Source organism: Terrabacter sp. GCM10028922, from assembly GCF_042666095.1.
Taxonomy (GTDB): domain Bacteria; phylum Actinomycetota; class Actinomycetes; order Actinomycetales; family Dermatophilaceae; genus Terrabacter.
Genome location: NZ_JBHTFG010000006.1, coordinates 469,916 through 490,169 on the forward strand (window position 1 = coordinate 469,916; position 20,254 = coordinate 490,169).

Annotated in this window: 12 protein-coding genes; 7 read left to right on the forward strand and 5 right to left on the reverse strand. The window is 72.0% G+C overall.

Annotated features, from left to right (window positions below):
* Positions 1–7 precede the first annotated feature (7 nt).
* Both ACFQU3_RS07055 and ACFQU3_RS07060 read left to right on the forward strand, forming a co-directional pair.
* On the forward strand, positions 8–1,240 hold the full coding sequence (locus ACFQU3_RS07055) for an McrC family protein (protein ID WP_385908102.1): 1,233 nt from the start codon (positions 8–10) through the stop codon (positions 1,238–1,240).
* A gap of 128 nt (positions 1,241–1,368) precedes the next feature.
* Positions 1,369–1,950 (forward strand): DoxX family protein, encoded by a 582-nt coding sequence (locus ACFQU3_RS07060; RefSeq protein WP_385908103.1) that lies wholly within the window; start codon positions 1,369–1,371, stop codon positions 1,948–1,950.
* Between the two features lie 173 nt (positions 1,951–2,123).
* On the opposite strand, the gene ACFQU3_RS07065 is transcribed toward ACFQU3_RS07060, so the two are convergent.
* A complete protein-coding gene (locus ACFQU3_RS07065; protein WP_385908105.1) occupies positions 2,124–2,801 on the reverse strand; it encodes a VOC family protein in 678 nt (225 codons plus the stop codon).
* A 139-nt stretch (positions 2,802–2,940) separates the two neighbouring features.
* A complete protein-coding gene (locus ACFQU3_RS07070; RefSeq protein WP_385908107.1) occupies positions 2,941–6,897 on the reverse strand; it encodes a S8 family serine peptidase in 3,957 nt (1,318 codons plus the stop codon).
* Positions 6,898–7,129: 232 nt separating this feature from the next.
* On the opposite strand from ACFQU3_RS07070, the gene ACFQU3_RS07075 reads away from it, so the two are divergent.
* A complete protein-coding gene (locus ACFQU3_RS07075; RefSeq protein WP_385908109.1) occupies positions 7,130–10,486 on the forward strand; it encodes a TM0106 family RecB-like putative nuclease in 3,357 nt (1,118 codons plus the stop codon).
* 25 nt (positions 10,487–10,511) lie between these two features.
* Here the strand turns inward: ACFQU3_RS07075 and ACFQU3_RS07080 are convergent, their stop codons facing one another.
* Positions 10,512–11,957 (reverse strand): ADP-ribosylglycohydrolase family protein, encoded by a 1,446-nt coding sequence (locus tag ACFQU3_RS07080; RefSeq protein ID WP_385908111.1) that lies wholly within the window; start codon positions 11,955–11,957, stop codon positions 10,512–10,514.
* Positions 11,958–12,079: 122 nt separating this feature from the next.
* On the opposite strand from ACFQU3_RS07080, the gene ACFQU3_RS07085 reads away from it, so the two are divergent.
* The 3 genes from ACFQU3_RS07085 to ACFQU3_RS07095 are packed head-to-tail and all read left to right on the forward strand — an operon-like array spanning position 12,080 to position 14,192.
* Entirely contained in the window at positions 12,080–12,442 is a 363-nt protein-coding gene (locus ACFQU3_RS07085; RefSeq protein ID WP_385908113.1) for a hypothetical protein, read from the forward strand.
* Positions 12,435–12,926: a hypothetical protein gene (locus ACFQU3_RS07090; protein ID WP_385908115.1), complete on the forward strand. Its 492-nt coding sequence runs from the start codon at positions 12,435–12,437 to the stop codon at positions 12,924–12,926. The genes ACFQU3_RS07085 and ACFQU3_RS07090 overlap by 8 nt, the downstream gene beginning before the upstream one ends.
* Positions 12,927–12,950: 24 nt before the next feature.
* Positions 12,951–14,192: a lipid II:glycine glycyltransferase FemX gene (locus ACFQU3_RS07095; protein ID WP_385908117.1), complete on the forward strand. Its 1,242-nt coding sequence runs from the start codon at positions 12,951–12,953 to the stop codon at positions 14,190–14,192.
* Between the two features lie 12 nt (positions 14,193–14,204).
* On the opposite strand, the gene ACFQU3_RS07100 is transcribed toward ACFQU3_RS07095, so the two are convergent.
* The gene (locus ACFQU3_RS07100) at positions 14,205–15,173 is read right to left on the reverse strand and encodes a hypothetical protein (protein WP_385908119.1); all 969 of its coding nucleotides are present in this window, start codon (positions 15,171–15,173) and stop codon (positions 14,205–14,207) included.
* A 43-nt stretch (positions 15,174–15,216) separates the two neighbouring features.
* The gene (locus tag ACFQU3_RS07105) at positions 15,217–15,921 is read right to left on the reverse strand and encodes a hypothetical protein (RefSeq protein WP_385908121.1); all 705 of its coding nucleotides are present in this window, start codon (positions 15,919–15,921) and stop codon (positions 15,217–15,219) included.
* A 229-nt stretch (positions 15,922–16,150) separates the two neighbouring features.
* Between ACFQU3_RS07105 and hrpA the strand changes: the two genes are divergently transcribed.
* A complete protein-coding gene (hrpA, locus tag ACFQU3_RS07110) occupies positions 16,151–20,212 on the forward strand; it encodes an ATP-dependent RNA helicase HrpA (RefSeq protein WP_385908123.1) in 4,062 nt (1,353 codons plus the stop codon).
* Positions 20,213–20,254: the final 42 nt, after the last annotated feature.

Genomic DNA, 20,254 nt, shown 5'->3' on the forward strand with positions numbered 1-20,254 from the left:
CCGCCGCATGACGATCGAGCTGGCCCCGATCCCCGAGCACGGACGCTCGGGGCCGGTCCGGCTGTCCCGCGACACCCGCGCGGCGCTCGTGGCGGCAGCGGGCGAGCGGCTCGTCATCCATGCGACCGCCGACCCCGACGTCGTCACGATCGGGGCGACGAGCTGGGTCGGGGCGCTCGCCGTCCCGGGTCTCGTCGTGCGTGTCATGCCGAAGGTCTCGGTCACGAACTTCTTCGCCATGCTCGGCGCCGGCGTCTCGCCCGACGCGTTCGACCACGAGCACGTGACGTGGAGCGACACCGACGAGCTCATCGACGGCGTCGCCTACTTCGCGATCCGGCTCATCGACTCGGCGACGATGCGCGGCCTCGTCCACGGCTACGTGGCGCGCGAGGAGCGGATGCGCACGATTCGCGGGCGCCTGCTCGTGGAGGAGTTCGCGCGCCGACCGTGGAGCGCGGCCGAGCCGCAGTGCCGCTTCGACGACTTCACCGCCGACATCGTCGAGAACCAGCTGTTCCGGTGCACCCTCCAGGCGATGCTCAGCTGGCCGCAGCTCGCGCCCCACGTGCGCCGCGAGGCGCTGCGCGTGCTCGGCCGGTTCGACGGCGTCGCCGACACGCCCGCGACGAAGCACACCGCACCGCTGCCGATCACGCGTCTCAACGAGCACTACGAGGACGCGATGCGCCTCAGCCGACTCGTCCTGCAGGCGATGTCGCTGAGCCACGAGGCCGGTGACCAGCAGGCGAACAGCCTCATGGTCGACATGGACGACCTCTTCCAGCGCTGGATCGCCCAGGAGCTCGACCTTCGCCTGTCGCCCGAGATGCGCATCGTGGGCGACGAGGACGTGTGGCTCGACGAGGGCCGTGCCGTCACGATGGCTCCCGACCTCGTCGTGCGCCGCGGCGCCGACGTCGTCCTCGTTGGTGACGCGAAGTACTCGATGGGTGCCGACGGCTACATGGCCTCGCGTGACTACCTCGAGCTCGTCGCCTACACGACGGCCATGGGACTGCCCACCGGCCTGCTCGTGCACTGCAACAGCGACCGGGCGCCCGAGTCGGAGATCGTCATCCGCAACGCCGGCACGCGCATCCTCTGTCGCCCGATCCGGCTCGACGGGTCGTATGCCGCCGTGTGCAAGTCGCTCGACGCGCTCTCCGACCTGGTACGGGAGCTCGCCGACGCCCCAAGGGAGTTCGAGGTCCCGACCCTGATCCGGTCGCGCCGCTGACGCGCTCTCGGCCGCTGTCTCACAGATCACACGCTGTTCGGTGGCGCGTGCCGGTCCTCCACTACTACGCTTTGTAGTACCGACAGAGAAGCTGCCGGAACACACACCAGGTTCTGGAGTTGAGATCGATGGCCACCATCCACCGCGACACAGACGACACCGCGACGTCGCCCGCCCACGACCCGACGAAGGGCGTCGTGACGTTCCAGGAGGAGGTGGTCCGCTCGGTCGTGGCCCGTCGTCTGCTCGCCGGTCTGCGCATCGTGCTCGGCGTCACCTTCATCTGGCCCTTCTTCGACAAGCTCTTCGGCCTGGGCTACCGCACCGCAGCCGACAAGGGATGGCTCGACGGCGGCACCCCCGCGCAAGGCTTCATGAAGGGCGCCGAAGGCCCGTTCGGAGGCTTCTTCAAGAACATCGCCGGTCCCTGGGCCGACTGGCTGTTCATGGTCGGCCTGCTCGGCATCGGCGTGGCAGTCCTCTTCGGCGCCGGCCTCAAGATCGCCGCCTGGACCGCCGGCCTCCTCCTCGCGCTGATGTACCTCGCGGAGTTCCCCCTCGGCACCACCCGCGCCTACACGAACCCGCTCGTCGACAGCCACTGGATCGAGGCACTGGGCATCGCGGTTCTCGCCGCGACGCTCGCCGGGGACACCTGGGGCCTTGGCAAGTGGTGGGGCCGCCACGTCGGTAACGGCATCCTGCGGTGAGCCGGGTCGGTGGCCGCGGTCCCTCACACGGTCACCAGCAAGGGCCCGGCTTCCCGGGCCCGAGCAGCAAGGCGGTCCTCCTCGGAGGGCCGCCTTCCTGTGTACCCGGGGCCGTGCCCGGGGCTGTGCCCGGGGTTGTGCCCGGAGGTGTGGCCGGAGGTGTGCCGGCGGCCTCAGCCCGGCGTGAAGGCGCAGAACTCGTTACCGGCCGGGTCGACCATGACGGTCCAGCCGATGCCGTCCTCGCCCTTCTCGCGCACCGAGGTGGCGCCCGCAGCGACGAGGGGTCCGATCCCGTCGGCGGTCACGTCGACGTGGATCCGGTTCTTCGTCGTCTTGTCCTCGGGCACGGGCTGGAACACGATCGACTCACAGGGCAGGCCGGCGATGCCCTCGACGTGGCTCCATCCCTCGTCGCGGACCGCGGTGGCGCCGAGCGTCTCGGCCCACCACTGCGCGAGCCGGAACGCCGCATCCTCGTCGCCCGTGACGTCCCACACGAGCTCGTAGAACGGCTGGGTCACCGGTTCGTCGCGGACGAAGACGCAGAACTCCTGGCCGTCCGGGTCCAGCAGCACCGTCCACCGTGGCTGCTCGTCGTGCACCGTGGCACCCGCGTCGAGAGCCGGCTGCAGCGACTCGGCGTTCACGTCGAGGTGCAACCGGTTCTTCACGGTCTTCGGCTCGGGCACCCGGTTGATCCAGACCTTGACCTCGTCACCGACGCGCAGGCACGAGTCACCGTCGTCGTGCGGGTGCGACTCCCACCCGAGCAGCGGCCCCCAGAAGGCCGAGAGCGCGTGCGGGTCGGCCGCGTCGATGCACAGGTCCTTGTACGTGGCTAGGGACATGGACCGACCGTACTGCCTTGCGCCGTCGGGCCGCCCGGCCTTCGTGCACCACCGTGCCCCAAGGAACCCCAGGCAGACGTATGCCGTCCGGCGTGCTCAGCCGGACGGCATACGTCATCGCGATGGTGCGGCTGCTACCTCAGCTCACGCGGAGGGTCACCGCGGTCGAAGCCGACGGGTTGTAGCCCCGCGAGCCGTTGTAGGTCGCCTTCACGGAGTGCGTGCCGCGCGAGAGGACCGGCGCCCACAGCGTGGCCCTGCCCCTCGAGACGGTCGACGTGCCGAGGACGCGCGTGCCGTCGCGGAAGGTGACCGTGCCGATCGCTGCCGTGGGCGAGACCATGGCGGTCAGGACGGGCCGTCCGCCGTAGCGGTAGCTCGTGTGGTTCGAGCTGAGCGTCGTCCGGCTAGCCAGGCCCTTCACGGTGACCTTCACCGTCGCCGAGCTGCTCGCGAGCGTCTGCGCGTCGCCGGAGTAGCGCGCCGTGAACGACTGCGTGCCCCGCGGCAGGCCCGTGACGGGCAGGACCGCCTTGCCGCCCGAGACGGCGACGGTGCGCAGCGGCTTGCCGTTCCAGCCGAACGTCACGGTGCCCGTGGCGCTCGACGGGGAGACGGTCGCGGTCAGCGTCGTCCGGCCGCCGTACGTGTGGCTCGTCGGGCTGGCCGTGAGCTTCGTCGTCGAGGTCGTGCGCACCGTGACGACCTTGGCGCGCGAGCCGTTCGCGTTGAGGTGGTGCATCAGGAGCAGGCCCTGCGGCTTGTCGACCTTCGCCGACGCCTCGTCGCGACGGACCTCGAGCTGCTCGCCCGGGAGGTCGGTGCTCAGCAGCGTGCCGAAGTCGCCGTAGGCCGACAGGCCGGGGGAGGCCAGGCTGATCGTCATCGGCTTGGTGGCCGAGCCGACCGAGTCGACGGCACCGCTCTGGCTGAACGAGCTCACCCAGTAGCGCAGCCTCGGCGCCGTGCCGGAGACGAGGCCGGCGTCCTGGAGGGCAGCGACCGACACCGGCAGCACGAGCGAGTCGCTGTTGAAGGCGTTCGTGTCGAAGGACCCGTCGATGCCGTTGAGCAGCTGCTGGTCGAGCACCTCGCCGTAGCCGTCGCCCGGGCGCAGGTCGGCGAGCTCCGACACGAAGTAGTCGTAGTCGTCGGTCGCCGTCGCGAGCCTCGTGTTGTAGACGGCAGCGTCGGCCGTGCCGTCGGCGTCCGTGTCGAGGAAGACGTCGAACTCCGTGGAGGAGGCCGGCGTCCGCCACGGGCCCTGCGTGGTGATCCCGAAGGTCAGCAGCGCGTCCGCCAGGTCACCGGCGGCTGGGGCGTCGGAAGCCGCGCCGACGTAGCGCAGGTCAGCCCCACGGTCGTCGGCCGTGTCGACGCAGTCCACGACCCTGGTCGACGAGCAGTCCACGATGCGCGGGCTGGTGCCCTGCAGCTGGAACGTCGACACGGTCGAGGTGTAGCCCGTCGTGCCGCTGCCCTGGTCGATACCGGTGCCCGTGAGGGGAAGCATCGACGTGGCGACACCGGCCGGCAGGCCGGCGTTCTTGGTCACGGTGGTGCTCGACGGTGAGGCCATGGTGGAGGCCGCACGCGGCGCCGACCAGACCGGGACCCGCAGCTCGCCCCCCGGAGTGCCGCGCACCGGCTCGAGCACCATTCGGCCGCTCGCGTCGGCCCGGTAGCTGCGCTGGAGGTCAGCGCCCAGGGGGTCGGCCTCGGTCGTCGGGTCCGGCACGGCTCGCAGGGCCGACCGGGTGAACGTCGCGGTGACGGTCACGTCGACCGAGCCGCCAGCCGGCACCCGCACCTGGGACGGGCTGAACGTGTAGGTGACGCCGGGGGTCTCGTGCGCCGGGGCGTACGACAGGAGGTACGACGCCGATGTCACGGGCCGCTTGTTGACGATGCGGACCGTCCTGGTCAGCGTCTGGGTCGGGGCGGTGACGGCGACCGGGCCGAACGAGACGCTCACGGCGCCCTTGTCGTCGGTGACGTAGGCGAGGGTGCCTGTGCCGACGGCCGCGTCTGCGCGGACCCGACCGGCGCCGACCCGCTCCGGGCCGTAGACGTCGCCCGTGTGGTCGGGCCCGACGAAGACGTCCTGGGTCGCGGTGTTCATGATGGCGGCCTTGACCTCCTCGACCGACCAGGCCGGGTGCGAGCCGCGCACGAGGGCGGCCTCGCCGGCGACGTGCGGCGCGGCCATCGAGGTGCCGCTCTCGGCGATGCCCTCGTTGCCGGTGCCGACCGCTGCGGAGAACGTCGTCACGCCCGGGGCGGCGACATCGGGCTTGATGCCGCCCGCGACCCCGACTCCCCGCGACGAGAAGCCGGCGACCTGGTCGACGGCCCTGGGGTTGCTGATCGACACGGAGTTGCGCAGGGCGTTCGTCATCGTGGCGCGGACCTCGGTGGAGGTGTCGAGCTGCGCCTTGATGGCCTTCGTCGCCTGGTTGACGGCGAGCATCGCGGGGATGTCGGCGTCACCCGTGACGCCGGCCGAGAAGGCGTTGACGTCGCTGCCGTAGATGACACCGACCGCACCGGCGTCCTCGGCGAGCTGGGCGCGCGCCGCGGAGCCGCAACGGCGGCCGTTGCCGTCGAGCCACGTCTGCAGGACGACCTTGCCGTCGACGAGCGCCTTGTCGGCGTCGGAGTACGCAGAGCAGCCGTCGGTGTTGTTGTCGTCGGCCGCAGGCTTGGACCAGTCACCGACCGCGACGACCGGGGTGTTTGTCACACCGGGCTTGTCCACCCAGTCGTACGCCACCGACTTGAGCGAGGCGAAGACGTTGTCCGGCTTGCCGTCGACGGTGTCGTCCGGCTCGATGCCGGCCGGGGAGTCGACCTTCAGGCCGTCGACGACGTCGTTGCCGTCGTCGCTGGCCGCGACCGCGAGGACGCGCGGGGCGTTGCCGGGGGAGCCGCCGACCTCGTAGACGTCACCCGAGTTGCCGATGGAGGCCACGACGACGGTGCCGAGTGCGGCGAGGTTGTTGGCGGCGACGGCATCAGGGTCCTGCGGGGAGCCGTAGGAGCTGCCGAGGGACATGTTGACGACGTCGAGGTGGTCGGTGAGGTCACCGTCGCCGTTGGGGTCGGCCGCCCAGTCGAGGGCCTGGCCGACGACGTTCGTCGACCCGTCGCAGCCGAACACCTTGAGCGCGTAGAGGCTCGCCTCGGGCGCAACGCCCGGGCCGATGTCCAGCGCGGCCGGGTCGATGTCGGAGGAGTAACCGCCGGTCCACGTCGTGCCGTCGGCGGCGACGCCGATGCCGGCGGTCGTGCCGGCGACGTGAGAGCCGTGCCCGTTGCAGTCGAGCGGGTTGGCGTCCGGGGCGGGGACCGAGGTGGGGTCGTCGCCGTCGTACGCGTCGCCGGCGAAGTCGTACCCCCCGACGACCTTGGCGGTGGGAGTGAAGGCGTCGGACCCCTTGGCCTCCTCGAAGGCGGCCGTGCTGCCCGGGCCGCCGAAGTCGGCGTGCGTGTAGTCGATTCCGGTGTCGATGATGCCGACCCGGACTCCCTTGCCCGTCTGTGCCTTCGGGGCCTGCCAGACCTCGGGGGCACCGATGAGCGGCACCGACGAGCTGTTCGTCGCCTCCTTGGGGGTCAGCCGGTGGATCGCCTTGACGCCCGGGATCGCGGCGAGTGCCGTGAGGCGGCTCGCGTCGGTGCGCACGGCGATGCCGGAGTAGGCCGCGTGCGCCTTGTACAGGGTGCGGGCGCGTGTGGCGGCGTCGCCGAAGCGCGACTCGACCCGCGTCTGGGCGGCCTTGACCGCCGAGGTCTGGCTGCGCGCTGCGCTCTTCGCCGCGGCGAGGCCGCGTCCGCGAGCCTGGCCGAAGGCCGTCGTGGCGGGAGCGGCGTCGAGCTCGATCATGACGTCGACGCTGCCGGTTGCCTTGCGGAGCGCCGGGTCGACGGTGTCGCCGGCGACGCGCTTCGTCCCGAGGCCGAACGAGCCGGCGCCCAACACGTCGTCCGGCACCGAGGCGTCGCTGCGGTGCTTCAGGGACGGGTCGGGGCTCGCCGCCACCGGCGCGGCCCCGAGAGTCGCGGCGACGAGGGCCGTGACGGCACCTGCGCTCACCGAGCCAAGCAGTCCGCGACGCCAGCGCCGCGGTCCCCGAGAGTTGATGGACAAGTCATCCTCCTGGCGCGGCTCCGTTCGCGCGCGACGCGTCGTTGCATCGCGTGCGCAGGGACGCTCGCCCCCGAGTTGCCTGCCACGCCGCGTGCAACCTATCCCGGTTCCCGGGCTCGTGCGCGGCGAGCGTGCCGCCGTCCGAGGGGTGTCGGAGGCGGACGGCATACTCGGCTCCATGCAGCGCATCGACGGGCACCTGGTCCTCAGCCCCACGGACCTGACGAAGCACGTTGCCTGCGCCCACATCACGACGCTCGACCTCGAGGCGCTCGACGCCCCGTTCGCCGGCGGTACCCGCCCGAGCGGTGCCGACGACTCGCTCAACCTCGTCTTCGCCAAGGGCCTCGACCACGAGCGCGCCTACCTCGAGCAGCTTCGGTCCGAGGGCCGGGTCGTGGAAGACGTCGCCGCCCTCGGCGTGCGGGGCGCTGCCGCCGAGGCGGCGACGCTCGAAGCCATGCGCCGCGGCGTCGACGTCGTCTACCAGGCGACGTTCTACGACGGCCACTGGGTGGGTCTGGCCGACTTCCTGCTCCGAGTCGACCTGTCGGACGGGGAGCGCAGCGACCTCGGGCCGTGGCGCTACGACATCGCCGACACCAAGCTCGCCCGCCGGCTCAAGGTGCCGGCGCTGCTCCAGATGGCCACGTATGCCGCGCGCCTCGAGACGCTCCAGGGCGTGCCCCCGCAGTGGCTGACGGTCGTGACCGGCGACACCGAGGCGCACCCGTGGCGGCTCGTCGACGTCGCCCCCTACGCGCGCCGCCGGCGCGCGGAGCTGCTCGACGCGATCGCCAACCCGCGCCAGACCGAGTCCGCGCGCGTCCAGCACTGCGGCCAGTGCCGTTGGAAGGAGCGCTGCGCCCAGGAGTGGCTCGACCGCGACGACCTCATCCAGGTCGCGGGCATGCGGGCCGACCACCGTGCGGCGCTCATCGACCTCGGCATCCCGACGCTGCGTGCGCTGGCCGAGTCCAGCGAGGAGCAGCTCGCCGCGGGTCTCTCGGTGTCGACGCGGCGCCGGTTGCTCCAGCAGGCGCGGCTGCAGGTCGCCGAGCGCGACACGGGGCAGGCGCAGTACGAGCTGCTGGCGCCTGAGCCGGCACGCGGCCTGCAGATGCTGCCCGAGCCCGACGAGGGCGACGTCTACCTCGACTTCGAGGGCGACCCATGGGCCGAGGGCGGGGCCGGCCGCGAGTACCTCGCCGGCATCTGGACCCGGCAGGGCGAGTTCGTCGCGTTCTGGGCGCACGACTTCGCCGAGGAGGGGAGCCTCACGACCCAGCTCGTCGACTGGCTGACCGAGCGCTGGCAGCGCCACCCGGGCTTCCACGTCTACCACTACGCCCCCTACGAGACGACGGCGCTCAAGCGCCTCGTCGGCCAGCACGCGACGCGCGAGGCCGAGCTCGACCAGCTCCTGCGTCACGAGGTCTTCGTCGACCTCTACGCGGTGGTCCGTCAGGGGGTGCGCATCAGCAAGGGCTCCTACTCGATCAAGAAGCTCGAGGAGTTCTACTGGGGGCACACCCGCAAGGCCCAGGGAGACGGTGTCGCCGACGGTCTGTCGTCGGTCGTCGAGTACGAACGCTGGCTGGCCGGTCGCGACGAGGGTCACCCCGACCAGACGATCCTCGACGACATCCGGCGCTACAACGAGGAGGACGTCCGCTCCACGCTCGCCCTGCACGACTGGCTGGAGGAGCGTCGCCGCGAGCTCGAACGCGCCGGTCACATGCTGGCCCGTCCGGTGCCCGAGCAGCTCCGCCCGATCAGCGACGAGGAGCGCGCCGAGATCGACCTGGCCGAGCGGCTCGTCGAGTCCGGACGGCCCGGCGGGCTCCTGCTCGCCGGTCTCGTGGGCTGGCACCGGCGCGAGAAGCGTCCCGAGTGGTGGGACTTCTTCCGCTACAAGGAGCTCGAGACGGCCGAGCTCGTCGAGGACGCCACGGCGATCGGCGACCTCGGCGAGCCCGTACCCATGCGTGTCGTCAAGCTCTCGAGGGTCTGGCGCTACCCGTTCCCGCCGCAGGACTGCAAGGTCTCGGTCGGCAAGTACGTCCCCGACGTCGACACTCACGTCCCGGTCGGCAAGGTCGTCGACCTCGACCCGGTCGAGGGTTGGATAGAGCTGTCGATGAAGAAGTCGCTCGAGCCGCCCCGGCCGCGCGGGCTCGGTGGCCCCGGGCCGGTCATGGACCAGGTGCTCCGGGCGAGCATCGCGCGCACCGGTCAGCTCGCCCTCGAAGGGGGCACCAACCTCGCGACGCGCCTCATCGGCCGCGTCGTCCCCACAGCCGAGGCGCTGGCGGTCCGCGACGGTGAGTCGCCGAAGGACGTCGTCGTGCGCGTCGGGCGGGCGCTCGACGGCGAGGTGCTCGCGGTCCAGGGTCCGCCCGGCACGGGCAAGACGTATGCCGGGTCCGCGCTCATCCGCGAGCTGCTCGACGCCGGCCTGCGGGTCGGCGTGACGGCGCAGTCGCACGCCGTCGTGCTCCACCTCCTCGACGAGGTCGCGCGCCCCGCGTGGCACAAGGACGGCACGAACGCCGAGGAGGGCGTCGAGCCCGACGACCCCAACGCCCTGATCCGGCACACGTCCGACAACGCCGAGATCGCGGCCGCGCTCGCGAGCGGCGAGGCGAGGCTCGTCGGCGGCACGGCCTGGCTGTGGTCGCGCGACGACATGGTCGACGCGGTCGACGTGCTCGTCATCGACGAGGCCGGCCAGTTCTCGCTCGCCAACGCTGTCGCCGTCGCCCCGTCAGCCAGGTCCCTCGTGCTGCTCGGTGACCCGCAGCAGCTGACCCAGCCGACCAAGGCCGTCCACCCCTACGGCTCGGGCGTGTCCGCCCTCGACCACCTGCGCACCGGCGACGACGGCGTCCACGACGTCATCCCGGCAGACCGCGGTGTGTTCCTCGACCGCACCCACCGGATGCACCCCACGTTGACGGCATTCGTGTCCGAGCTCGCCTACGAGGGCAGGCTCGAGTCGGCGCCGGGTCGCGAACGGCTCTCCGTCGACGCGCCCGGTGCGCTGTCCGGGGACGGGCTCCGCTGGGTGCCGGTGGAGCACGAACGGCTCTGCGAGCAGTCCAGCCCGCAGGAGGCCGCGGTCGTGCGCGACCTGCTCGCCGACCTCCTGCGCGGCACGTGGACCACCGCGGACGGCGAGACGAAGCCGGTCGAGCTCGACGACGTCCTCGTCGTCGCCCCCTACAACGCGCACGTGGCGACGCTTGCCGCGGCACTGCCCGAGGGCGCGCGCGTCGGCACCGTCGACAAGTTCCAGGGACAGCAGGGCGCGGTCGTCATCTACTCGATGGCGAGCACGACGGCGGCCCTCGCGCCGCGCGGGGTCTCGTTCCTCTATGACCTGCACCGGCTCAACGTCGCGATCTCGCGGGCCCGTGCCATGGCGGTCGTCGTCGGCAGTCCCATGCTCACCGACGCCGCGGTGCACACGCCCGAGGAGCTTCGCGCCGTCAACGCCCTGTGCCGCTACGTCGACGAGGCCAAGACCGTCTGACGACGCGCCCGCCGCGAGCAGGCCGTCAGGCCCCGTGCGCCGCGACGTGCCAGAGCCGGCCCTCGCCGCGGATGTGCGGCAGGGCGTCGCGGATCGAGCGCTCTGCGAGCTCGGGCGCCACACCGAGGTCGACGGCATACCGCAGGGCGACTGCGGGAGTCCGCTGCGTGCCGCGTCCGCAGTGGACGAGCACCCGCTTGCCCTCGGCCCGGAACTGCCGGAGGGCCGACGAGGCGTCGTCGAGGACGAAGTCCAGGTGCGGGTTGGACTCTTCCTCGTCCTCGTCGTTGATCCAGAACTCGATGTGGTCGCGCGCCGTCATGCCCTCCGCCGGGATGTCCCGCAGCCCCAGGGGGCACAGCGACACGATGGCCTGCACGTCGAGCTCCCGGACGCGGCCGAGGTCGCTGATCGTGCCGAGCACGATGTCGGGGTCGATGGGGTGCGGAATCCCCAGGACGAGAACGTTGGGGTCGCGCATCGACTCGACCGACGGCCACTCGTCGACACGGCGGCCTCCGACGGAGGTCGACACGGCGAGCTCGACGAGGTCATGGGCGCGCAGGCCCGGCCAACCGTGCACCATGCGGCGCCACTGGGTCGGGACCGAGGACGCGCCGTAGCGGGCACCCAGCAGCGAGCCCGCGATGGCGGCGACCGTGTCGGTGTCGTGGCCGGCGCGGACCGCCGCCTGCAGACCCCGCTGCAGATGCATGGCCGAGCCGTCGCCGCGGTCGGTGGTCGTGATCGCGGCCCAGGCGTCCTGCAGGGCCGTCACGGCGTAGCCGTTGTCGCCGAACCGGCCGGGTTCTGCGCCGGTCGCGGCCTCGATCCAGTCGCCCCACCGTCCGACGTTCGCCGGGGTGACGAGGTCGAGGCCGGCGGCGAGGTCGAGCCTTCCCTCGGTAACGGCGACGCGGATCGCCTCGGACCACAGCACCGCCGAGTCGCCGGCGAGTGGGTCCGCATGGGTGAGCAGGGCGATCGAGCGCGCCGCACGAGCCGTCGCCTGGCGGTCGTCGAGGGTCGAGAGCCCGACGATCGGTGTGCGCATCAGGGCCCCGTTGCCGGCTGTCAGACCCGTGCGCGCGTGCAGCGCCTCGCTGGCCCTGGTCAGGCGCTCGTGTGGTGGGCCGGCGAGGTGCTTCGCGTCGGTCAGCACCGACCGCGTCTGCACCCCGACATCGGTCGCGCCGCCGTCGAGCCAGGCCGTGAACGCCTCCGCGACGGCGTCGAGACCCTCGGGCGAGGCCAGGTCGATGCCCTGGGCCGAGATCCGCGCGACGCACAACGTCATCTGCGTGTCGTCGCTCCACTCACCCGGCTCGTACGGTCCGAGGCCACCGCCCTTCATGACGGCCTCGCCGACCGGTGGGGCGGCCATCTCGTAGGGGACACCCAGCGCGTCACCGCACGCCTCGCCGAGCAGCACCCCGGCAGCGCGGTCCACGGCGATCGGGCGGATCGACACGAGTGCTCCTCGGGGTGGGACCGGTCGCGCCGGCGGGGGTGGTCGTCGTGACGAAAACTACCCTCCGCCCCGGCACCTACCGGACGTCGGTGGGTCCCACAGTGACCCCGTAGGCTTCTCGGGTGCTCCAACCCCTGACCGTCGTGCTGCTCGTCGCGAGCGGCGTGGTCGGCCTGTTGGCCGTCCACCACCTCCTGCGTCGCCGCCTCGTGGACGACCCGCTGGTCCTCGTCGCCGCGGCCACCGAGCTCGGCCTGCTCGGCCAGCTCGTCGTCGGGCTCACGAAGGCATCTGCCATCGACGACGGAGCGGAGCGGGCGACCTTCATCGCCTACCTCTTCACCGTGCTGCTCGTGCTGCCCGCCGTCGTCGTCATCGCCATCAAGGAGAAGACGCAGTGGGCCATGGCGGTCGTGCTCGGAGGGGCCGTCGTCGTGGCGATCCTCCTGGCACGCCTGCAGCAGGTCTGGACGCTCAATGCCTGACGACGGCCCTGACAGCGGCACCTCGTCCACCGGCTCCCAGCAGGAGCGCCCGCACACCGGGCACGGCTTCGGCCGCCTCCTCGTCGCCGTCTACGGCCTCCTGGCGCTCGCCGCGACGGGTCGGTCGATCCTGCAGATCAGCGAGTACTTCGACCGCGCGCCCGTGTCGTACATCCTCTCGGCCCTCGCGGCCGTCATCTACGTGGTGGCGACGGTGGGCCTCGCCCGCGGCGACCGGGCGTCGGTGCGCCTCGCGACGATCGCGCTCACCGTCGAGCTGCTCGGCGTGCTCGTCGTCGGGGCCATCTCGTATGCCGTCCCGTCGGCCTTCCCGGACAAGACGGTGTGGTCGCACTTCGGCTCCGGCTACGGCTACGTCCCGCTCCTGCTGCCACTGCTCGGCCTGTGGTGGATCCGGCGCACGGCCCGTGCCACGGCGGCATCCGGCCTGGGCGGTGGGCAGCCTGCGCGGTCTGCGGACTGATCCGGCGCCGATAGGGTTGCGGCCATGACCGAGCAGACCCCTGCCACCGCGCCGACCCCTGCCCCCGTGCCGGAGCCGACTCCTGTCACCGGTCCGCTCACGGTCCGCGAGATCAGTGCCGACGAGGCCGTCGAGACCCTGCTCGAGGTCGGCGGCAGCTTCCTGCAGACGCCGGCCTGGGGCCGAGCGAAGGCGGGGTGGCGCCGCACCCATCTCGGCTGGTTCGACGCGGCCGGCCGCCGTGTGGGGGCAGGGACGGTCCTCTCCCGGACCATCCCGCGGCTGTCGCGCTCGTACGCCTACCTCCCGGAGGGCCCAGGCCTGCCGTGGGACGTCGTCGCCGGCGACCCGGCCGCCTGGATCGACCCGCTCGTCGTGTGGGCCAAGGGCACGAAGGCGTTCGCCCTGCGACTCGGCTTCCCCGTGGTGTCGCGCATCTGGGACCGAGACCCGGTCAAGAAGCAGGTGCTCGACAACGGGCTGCTCAGCTTCACGAGCCTGCCGACGGCCGTCGACAACCCGGCCGCCCGCAGCCTCGAGGCCTGGCTCGATGCCCACGACTGGCTGCCGCTCGGCGCCGACGGTGTCGCCGTGGGCCAGCCCCGTCTGCTGTGCATCGTCGACCTGCGTGGCCGCTCCGAGGCCGACCTGCTCAAGGGCATGAACCAGCAGTGGCGCCGCAACGTCAAGAAGGCCGAGAAGGCCGGCGTGCAGGTGCGTGCCGTCGGACCCGAGGGGCTCGACACGTTCCACGACCTCTACGTCGAGTCGGCGCAGCGCGACAACTTCCTGCCCCGGCCCAAGGCCTACTTCGAGGTCATGGCGCGCTCGTTCGCATCCGAGGACGGTCCGGTCTCGGCACGCTTCTACGAGGCCCACGTCGACGGCGACGTCCTCGCGTCCGCGCTCATGATCCGCTTCGGGCGCACGTTCTCCTACCTCTACGGCGGCTCGACCGAGCGCAACCGCGACGCGCGTGCCTCGAACGCCCTGCAGTGGCAGGCGATCCGCGACGCGGCCGCCGCCGGCTGCGAGGCCTACGACCTTCGTGGCTTCAACACCTCGCTGGGGGCGACGAGCCCGCTCACGGGTCTGCTGCTCTTCAAGCTCGGGGCGGGCGCCGACGTCGTCGAGATGGTCGGGGAGCGCGAGCTCGTCATCAGCCGCTTCTGGCACCTCGCGTTCCAGAAGGCCATGGCAGCGCGGATCGCGATCAACAAGCGCCGCAAGGCCGCTCGTGCTTCGGCGGACGACGCCGACGTCTGAACCGTCGACCGATCAGGGACGCCTGATCTCGTAGTACGGCATGAGGTGGCACGTCGCGTACCCGCGGCCCTGCTGGCTCCTCACGACGATGCCGTCGACCAGGACACGGCAGGAGACCGAGCCGCGCGAACCCGACCCGCTCGGGTCGTGGATGCGCACGCGCATGCTGACGTAGTCGTTGCTCGAGACGTTCGGGGAGATGGTCGTCTCGAACGCGAGCGGCGACGCCTGGACGGGGTAGTCGTACGGCTGGTGCCCTGCGTCCGACACTGACACCTCGATCCGCGCGCCCTTCTCCGCGTACGCCTCGAAGCGGACCCTCGTGGCGTCCGTCGGCACCGGCGTGACAGGCAGGGCCGGGACCGGGATCACCGGTGGAGGAGCGGTCATGACCGACCGTGTCGTCGGCGTCGTCTGCGGCACCCCGATCGACGCGCTGGGCGTTCGCTTCGACGGCGGCTGGCCCGGCAGCAGGGTGATGGACGGCGCCTGGAAGGTGGGCGTGACGAGCGGGCGGCTGCGGGTCACGCCGACCACGGGACGGTCGATCGGCTCGAGGTCGCTTCCGAGGCTCGACGCGAGGGCGAACCCGACCGGGATGAGCAGGCCGGCCGCCGCCGCGACGACGTGCCAAGCCTGGACCCGACCACCGAGCGCCCGACCCACCGCACCGCCGAGCGTGACGGTGCGGACGGGGCGTGTCGGCGCGTGAGGAGTCCATGGTGAGGCCTCACCCGTCGCCGGGTGGCCCGGCGCGGCCCTCGGCGGCACCCAGCTCGGCTGCGGCGGTGGCTGTACTCCGAAGCCGACGCCGTACGCGTGCACCCCGCCATCGATCCCCACGCCGGTCGGCGGGTCGGCGGGCAGGTCGGCGGGCTCTGCCGGCCCGGTCTCCTCACCGGCGGCGTCGCGCGTCGGGTCGAGGCGCACCTCCGGGTCGACGCCGGGTGCGTCCGGCGGGTGCGGTGGGTTCTCTGACACGTCGTCCCCTGTCTCGTGTGCGTCGTCTGCGTGGGTTCCGCCGTCACCATGTGACCGTGCAGGTGACGTTCGATCGCCCCGTGTCCAGGGCCACGAGGACGGTACCCGCGTAGATGCGGCACTGGAGCTCGGTGTCGCCTGACGCGTCCTTGGCGTGGACGTGCATGGTCACGCGGTCGTCGGGGGGCTTGGTGGCGATGCGGGCGAGGGGGAGCGGCTCGTCGACCGTGTTCTCGAGGACGCCGCCGTCGGGACCGACGACCTCGAAGTCGACCGACTCGTGTGTGCCGGCGACCTCGATGCGCACCTGCGCGGTGTCAGCGGGAACACCTTGGACCGTCGTCGCCTCGGACAGCAGTGGGACCGCGCTCGCCTCGTCGGCGACCGGCTGGATGGTCAGCCCTTCGGCACCGACATACGTCCCGCCGTCGCCGCGCCACTGGTCGCTGCCCATCTCGACGGCGTACCCGTCCTCTGCGGACGACGAGCCGCTCGCGCCGCTGTTCACGATCCCGAAGAAGAGCGGCACGACGACGAGGGCCGCGATCAGGCCCGCTCCGCGGTTGCTCGACCTGCGCGGGACCGGTGGCCGCTGCGCTGCTGCAGGCCCGGACGGGCGCGGCGCCCACGCCTCGGGAGGCAGCGACCCCACCCTCGAACGCTGGTCCGGCGGCTCGTCGGGAAAGGAGACGTGCCGGTCGCGCTGCGGGTCCGGGAGGTACGGACGCGGAGTGCCGTGGTCGGTCAAGGCTGCCTCGCTTCGACGGGTGGGACCACGGTAGGTCCTCGCGTGCCCGCGTCGTCGCAAGTCAGACAACCTGAGCCGCCGAGGCGTTCCCCGAGGTGACGTGCCGGCCGGCATCCGGCGGGGCCGGGGCGCGAGCAGCCCGAAGGACCGAGGAGCGACGCGCGCCGGCAGGTCACGCCACGGGTTATCCGTTCGGAGCCACCCCACCGTCCCGCCTATCCTGTCGGTCATGCCCGACGAGCCCGCCTCCGCCCCGGCGCGCTCGCGGCCACCCCGCAGGCGAGGGCGTCGGCGACCAGGGCCGGGCGAGCCGGGCAGACCGCCGGGCGAACCGGGCACACCGCCTGGCGAGGCCGGCAGGCCACCGGGCGAGCGCGGTGTAGCCACCGGCAGTGCGCGAGCGGACCAGCCCCGTGCGGGGGGCGACCAGGGCAACCGCAGGTCGGGCGGGCGTGGGCTGACCCCCGAGCAGCTCGAGGCACGTCGAGTCGCGCGTGCCGCCACGGTGCCACCCATCACCTATCCCGAGCACCTTCCCGTCGTCGACCGGCGCGACGACATCGCCGCCGCGATCCGCGACCACCAGGTCGTCGTCATCGCGGGTGAGACCGGCTCGGGCAAGACGACCCAGATCCCCAAGATCTGCCTCGAGCTCGGCCGCGGCCTCGACGGCCTCATCGGCCACACCCAGCCCCGGCGCATCGCCGCTCGCGCCGTCGCGGAGCGACTCTCCGACGAGCTCGGGGCCGAGCTCGGCACTGCCGTCGGCTACCAGGTCCGGTTCACCGACCAGAGCAGCCGCGACACCCTCGTCAAGGTCATGACCGACGGCATCCTGCTCGCCGAGATGCAGCGCGACCGCGAGCTGCGCCGCTACGACACGATCATCATCGACGAGGCCCACGAGCGCAGCCTCAACATCGACTTCATCCTCGGCTACCTCAAGCAGCTGCTGCCGCGCCGACCCGACCTCAAGGTCGTCATCACCTCGGCGACGATCGACCCGGAGAAGTTCGCCCAGCACTTCGCCGACCCCCGCACGGGGGAGCCCGCCCCCATCATCGAGGTGTCGGGCCGCACCTTCCCCGTCGAGATCCGCTACCGGCCGCTCGTCGACCCCGACCGGCCCGACGACGACGAGCGAGACATGGTCACCGGCGTGTGCGAGGCCGTCGAGGAGCTCTGGACCGAGCGTCACTCCGGCACGAGCAGCGACATCCTCGTCTTCTTCTCCGGCGAGCGCGAGATCCGCGACGCCGCCGACGCGCTCAACGGCATGAAGCTGCCGGTCACCGAGGTGGTGCCGCTCTACGGCCGGCTGTCCGCAGCGGAGCAGCACCGCGTCTTCTCTCCCCACACCGGTCGACGAATCGTCCTGGCCACCAACGTCGCCGAGACATCGCTGACGGTTCCCGGCATCCGCTACGTCATCGACACCGGCACCGCGCGCATCAGCCGCTACAGCCAGCGCACGAAGGTCCAGCGACTCCCGATCGAGCCGATCAGCCAGGCGTCGGCCAACCAGCGCTCCGGGCGCTGCGGCCGCGTCTCCGACGGCATCGCGATCCGCCTCTACGCCGAAGACGACTTCGACAGCCGCCCGGAGTTCACCGACCCGGAGATCCTGCGCACGAACCTCGCCTCCGTCATCCTCCAGATGACGAGTCTGGGTCTCGGCGACATCGCCAGGTTCCCGTTCGTCGACCCACCCGACTCGCGCCAGATCACCGACGGTGTCCGACTGCTCGAGGAGCTCCAGGCGTTCGAGCCCGAGGAGGACAGCCATCCCGGCGGGCGTGGGCGCCGGCGTCCGGGACGCCGCCTCACGGCATACGGCCGCACGATCGCGATGCTGCCCATCGACCCGAGACACGCACGCATGGTGCTCGAGGCGGACAAGCGGGGCGTGCTGAGGGAGGTCCTCGTCATCGTCGCGGCGCTGTCGATCCAGGACCCCCGCGAGCGACCGCAGGAGAAGCAGGAGCTCGCGAACGCGGCGCACAAGCGCTTCGCTGACGAGACGAGCGACTTCCTCGGCTGGCTCAACCTCTGGAGCTACCTCAAGGAACAGCAGAAAGCCTTGAGCTCCAGCGCCTTCCGTCGCATGTGCAAGAACGAGTTCCTCCACTACCTCCGCGTACGCGAGTGGCAGGACCTCCACACACAGGTCAAGCAGGCAGCGAAGCAGGCCGGCCTCGACGTCAGCCGCGGCAGCGTCCACGGCGAGGTCGACAGCGACGCCGTGCACCAGTCGCTCCTCGCCGGCCTCCTCTCGCACGTCGGCGTGCGCGACGAGCAGAAGCGGGAGTATGCCGGCGCGCGGGGTGCGCGCTTCGGCATCAGCCCCGGCTCGGCGCTCTTCCGCAAGCAGCCCCAGTTCGTCATGGCCGAGGAGCTCGTCGAGACGACCCGACTGTGGGCCCGGATGAACGCCCGCATCGACCCCGTCTGGGCCGAACAGCTCGGCGAGCACCTCGTGAAGCGCCAGTACTCCGAGCCGCGCTGGTCGGGACGCCGAGGCTCGGCGGTCGCGACAGAGCGCGTGACGCTCTACGGGGTACCGCTCGTCGTCGGGCGGGTGGTCGGTCTCGGAAGCGTCGACCCCGAGCTCGCCCGCGACCTCTTCATCCGGCACGCGCTCGTCGAGGGGGACTGGAACACCGAGCACGGCTTCCTCCAGGCCAACGCGGCGCTCGTCGAGCGGCTCGGGGAGCTCGAGGCGCGGACCCGTCGGCGCGACATCGTCGTCGACGACAGCACGTTGGTCGCCTTCTACGACAAGCGGATCCCCGCCGAGGTGGTGTCGGGCCGGCACTTCGACACGTGGTGGAAGAAGGCCCGCCGCGAGTCGCCCGACCTGCTGACCTTCACGGAGGAGCTGCTGCTCCGCGAGAGCGCCGGCAGCCTCGCCGACGACGACCACCCCACGACGTGGACTCAGGGTGAGAACGTCCTACCCGTCACGTACCAGTTCGAGCCGGGCTCGGCCCAGGACGGCGTCACCGTGCACATTCCGGTCGAGCGCCTCAACCAGGTGACCCCCGATGGCTTCGACTGGCAGGTGCCGGGCTTCCGTGAGGAGCTCGTCACCGCACTGATCCGCAGTCTCCCCAAGGGAGTCCGCCGCCACCTCGTGCCCGCGCCCGACCACGCGCGGGCGGTGCTGCCCGAGCTCGACCCGGCGAGCGGTCCCCTTCTCCCGGTGCTCGCGACCGTGCTGCGCCGCCGAGCCGGCGTCGTGGTCACACCCGACGACTTCGACGTCGAGCGCGTGCTCCCGCACCTCACCGTCACCTTCCAGGTGGACGGCCCCGACGGCCGACCTGTCGCGACAGGCAAGGACCTCGAGGCGGTCCGCGACGCGGCCACCCCGCAGCTGCGGCGCCAGGTGAGCCGGGCCGGGTCCGGTGTGGAGCGCACCGGTCTGACCGCGTTCCCCGACGAGGGCGTGGCCGAGTCCTTCGAGAGCGACAGCGGCGTCCAGGGCTACCCGGCCCTCGTCGACACGGGTGCGGCCGTCGACCTGCGGGTCCTGCCGACCCGTGCCGAGGCCGACGCCGAGCACCGTCTCGGCGTGCGCCGGCTCCTCCTGCTCGGCATCACCCCACCGTGGAAACAGATCCTCGCGCGGCTGACGAACACCCAGAAGCTCGCGCTCGGACACAACCCGCACGGCAGCGTGCCCGCCCTGCTCGACGACTGCCTCGCCGCCGCGATCGACGCGATCCGCGACGACGCGGTCACCGACAGGGCTGACCACACGGTGCGCACGCGGGAGGACTTCGAGTGGGCGCTGTCGGCCGTGCGTACCCACACCACCGCCAAGGTCGTGCACGTCGTCGGTCTCGTCGAGCCGATCCTGGCCAAGCACCTCGCACTGACGAACCGACTCGCGGAGCTCGACCGGTCGAGCAGCCCCACCATCCGACCGATGCTCGCGGACGTGCGGGCGCAGCTGCGTGAGCTCGTCCGGCCCGGCTTCGTGGCCGACACCGGCCTGCGGCGGCTGCCCGACCTCGACCGCTACCTGCGCGCCATCACGCACCGTCTCGACAAGGCACCCGCCAACCTCGCGCGCGACGCGCAGGCGCTCGAGCAGGTCGACCTCGTCGAGGGCCGCTACGCCGACCTGCTCGACCGCCTCCGCCCCGCACAACGCGGCCGCGCCGACGTCGTCGACATCGGCTGGATGATCGAGGAGCTGCGGGTGTCGCTCTTCGCGCAGACGATCGGCACGGCACACAGCGTCTCGCCTCAGCGCATCCTCAAGGCCATCGCCAGGATCGGCTGACCCGGGAATCATGGTGTCCAGCGGGACGTTGGACCCATGGAC

Bases quoted from the DNA above. Each gene is read 5' to 3' on its own strand.
- ACFQU3_RS07075 (WP_385908109.1), top strand. From the start codon at position 7,130: ATGCAGCGCATCGACGGGCACCTGGTCCTCAGCCCCACGGACCTGACG.
- ACFQU3_RS07090 (WP_385908115.1), top strand. From the start codon at position 12,435: ATGCCTGACGACGGCCCTGACAGCGGCACCTCGTCCACCGGCTCCCAG.
- ACFQU3_RS07060 (WP_385908103.1), top strand. From the start codon at position 1,369: ATGGCCACCATCCACCGCGACACAGACGACACCGCGACGTCGCCCGCC.
- ACFQU3_RS07055 (WP_385908102.1), top strand. From the start codon at position 8: ATGACGATCGAGCTGGCCCCGATCCCCGAGCACGGACGCTCGGGGCCG.
- hrpA (WP_385908123.1), top strand. From the start codon at position 16,151: ATGCCCGACGAGCCCGCCTCCGCCCCGGCGCGCTCGCGGCCACCCCGC.
- ACFQU3_RS07065 (WP_385908105.1), bottom strand. From the start codon at position 2,801: ATGTCCCTAGCCACGTACAAGGACCTGTGCATCGACGCGGCCGACCCG.
- ACFQU3_RS07095 (WP_385908117.1), top strand. From the start codon at position 12,951: ATGACCGAGCAGACCCCTGCCACCGCGCCGACCCCTGCCCCCGTGCCG.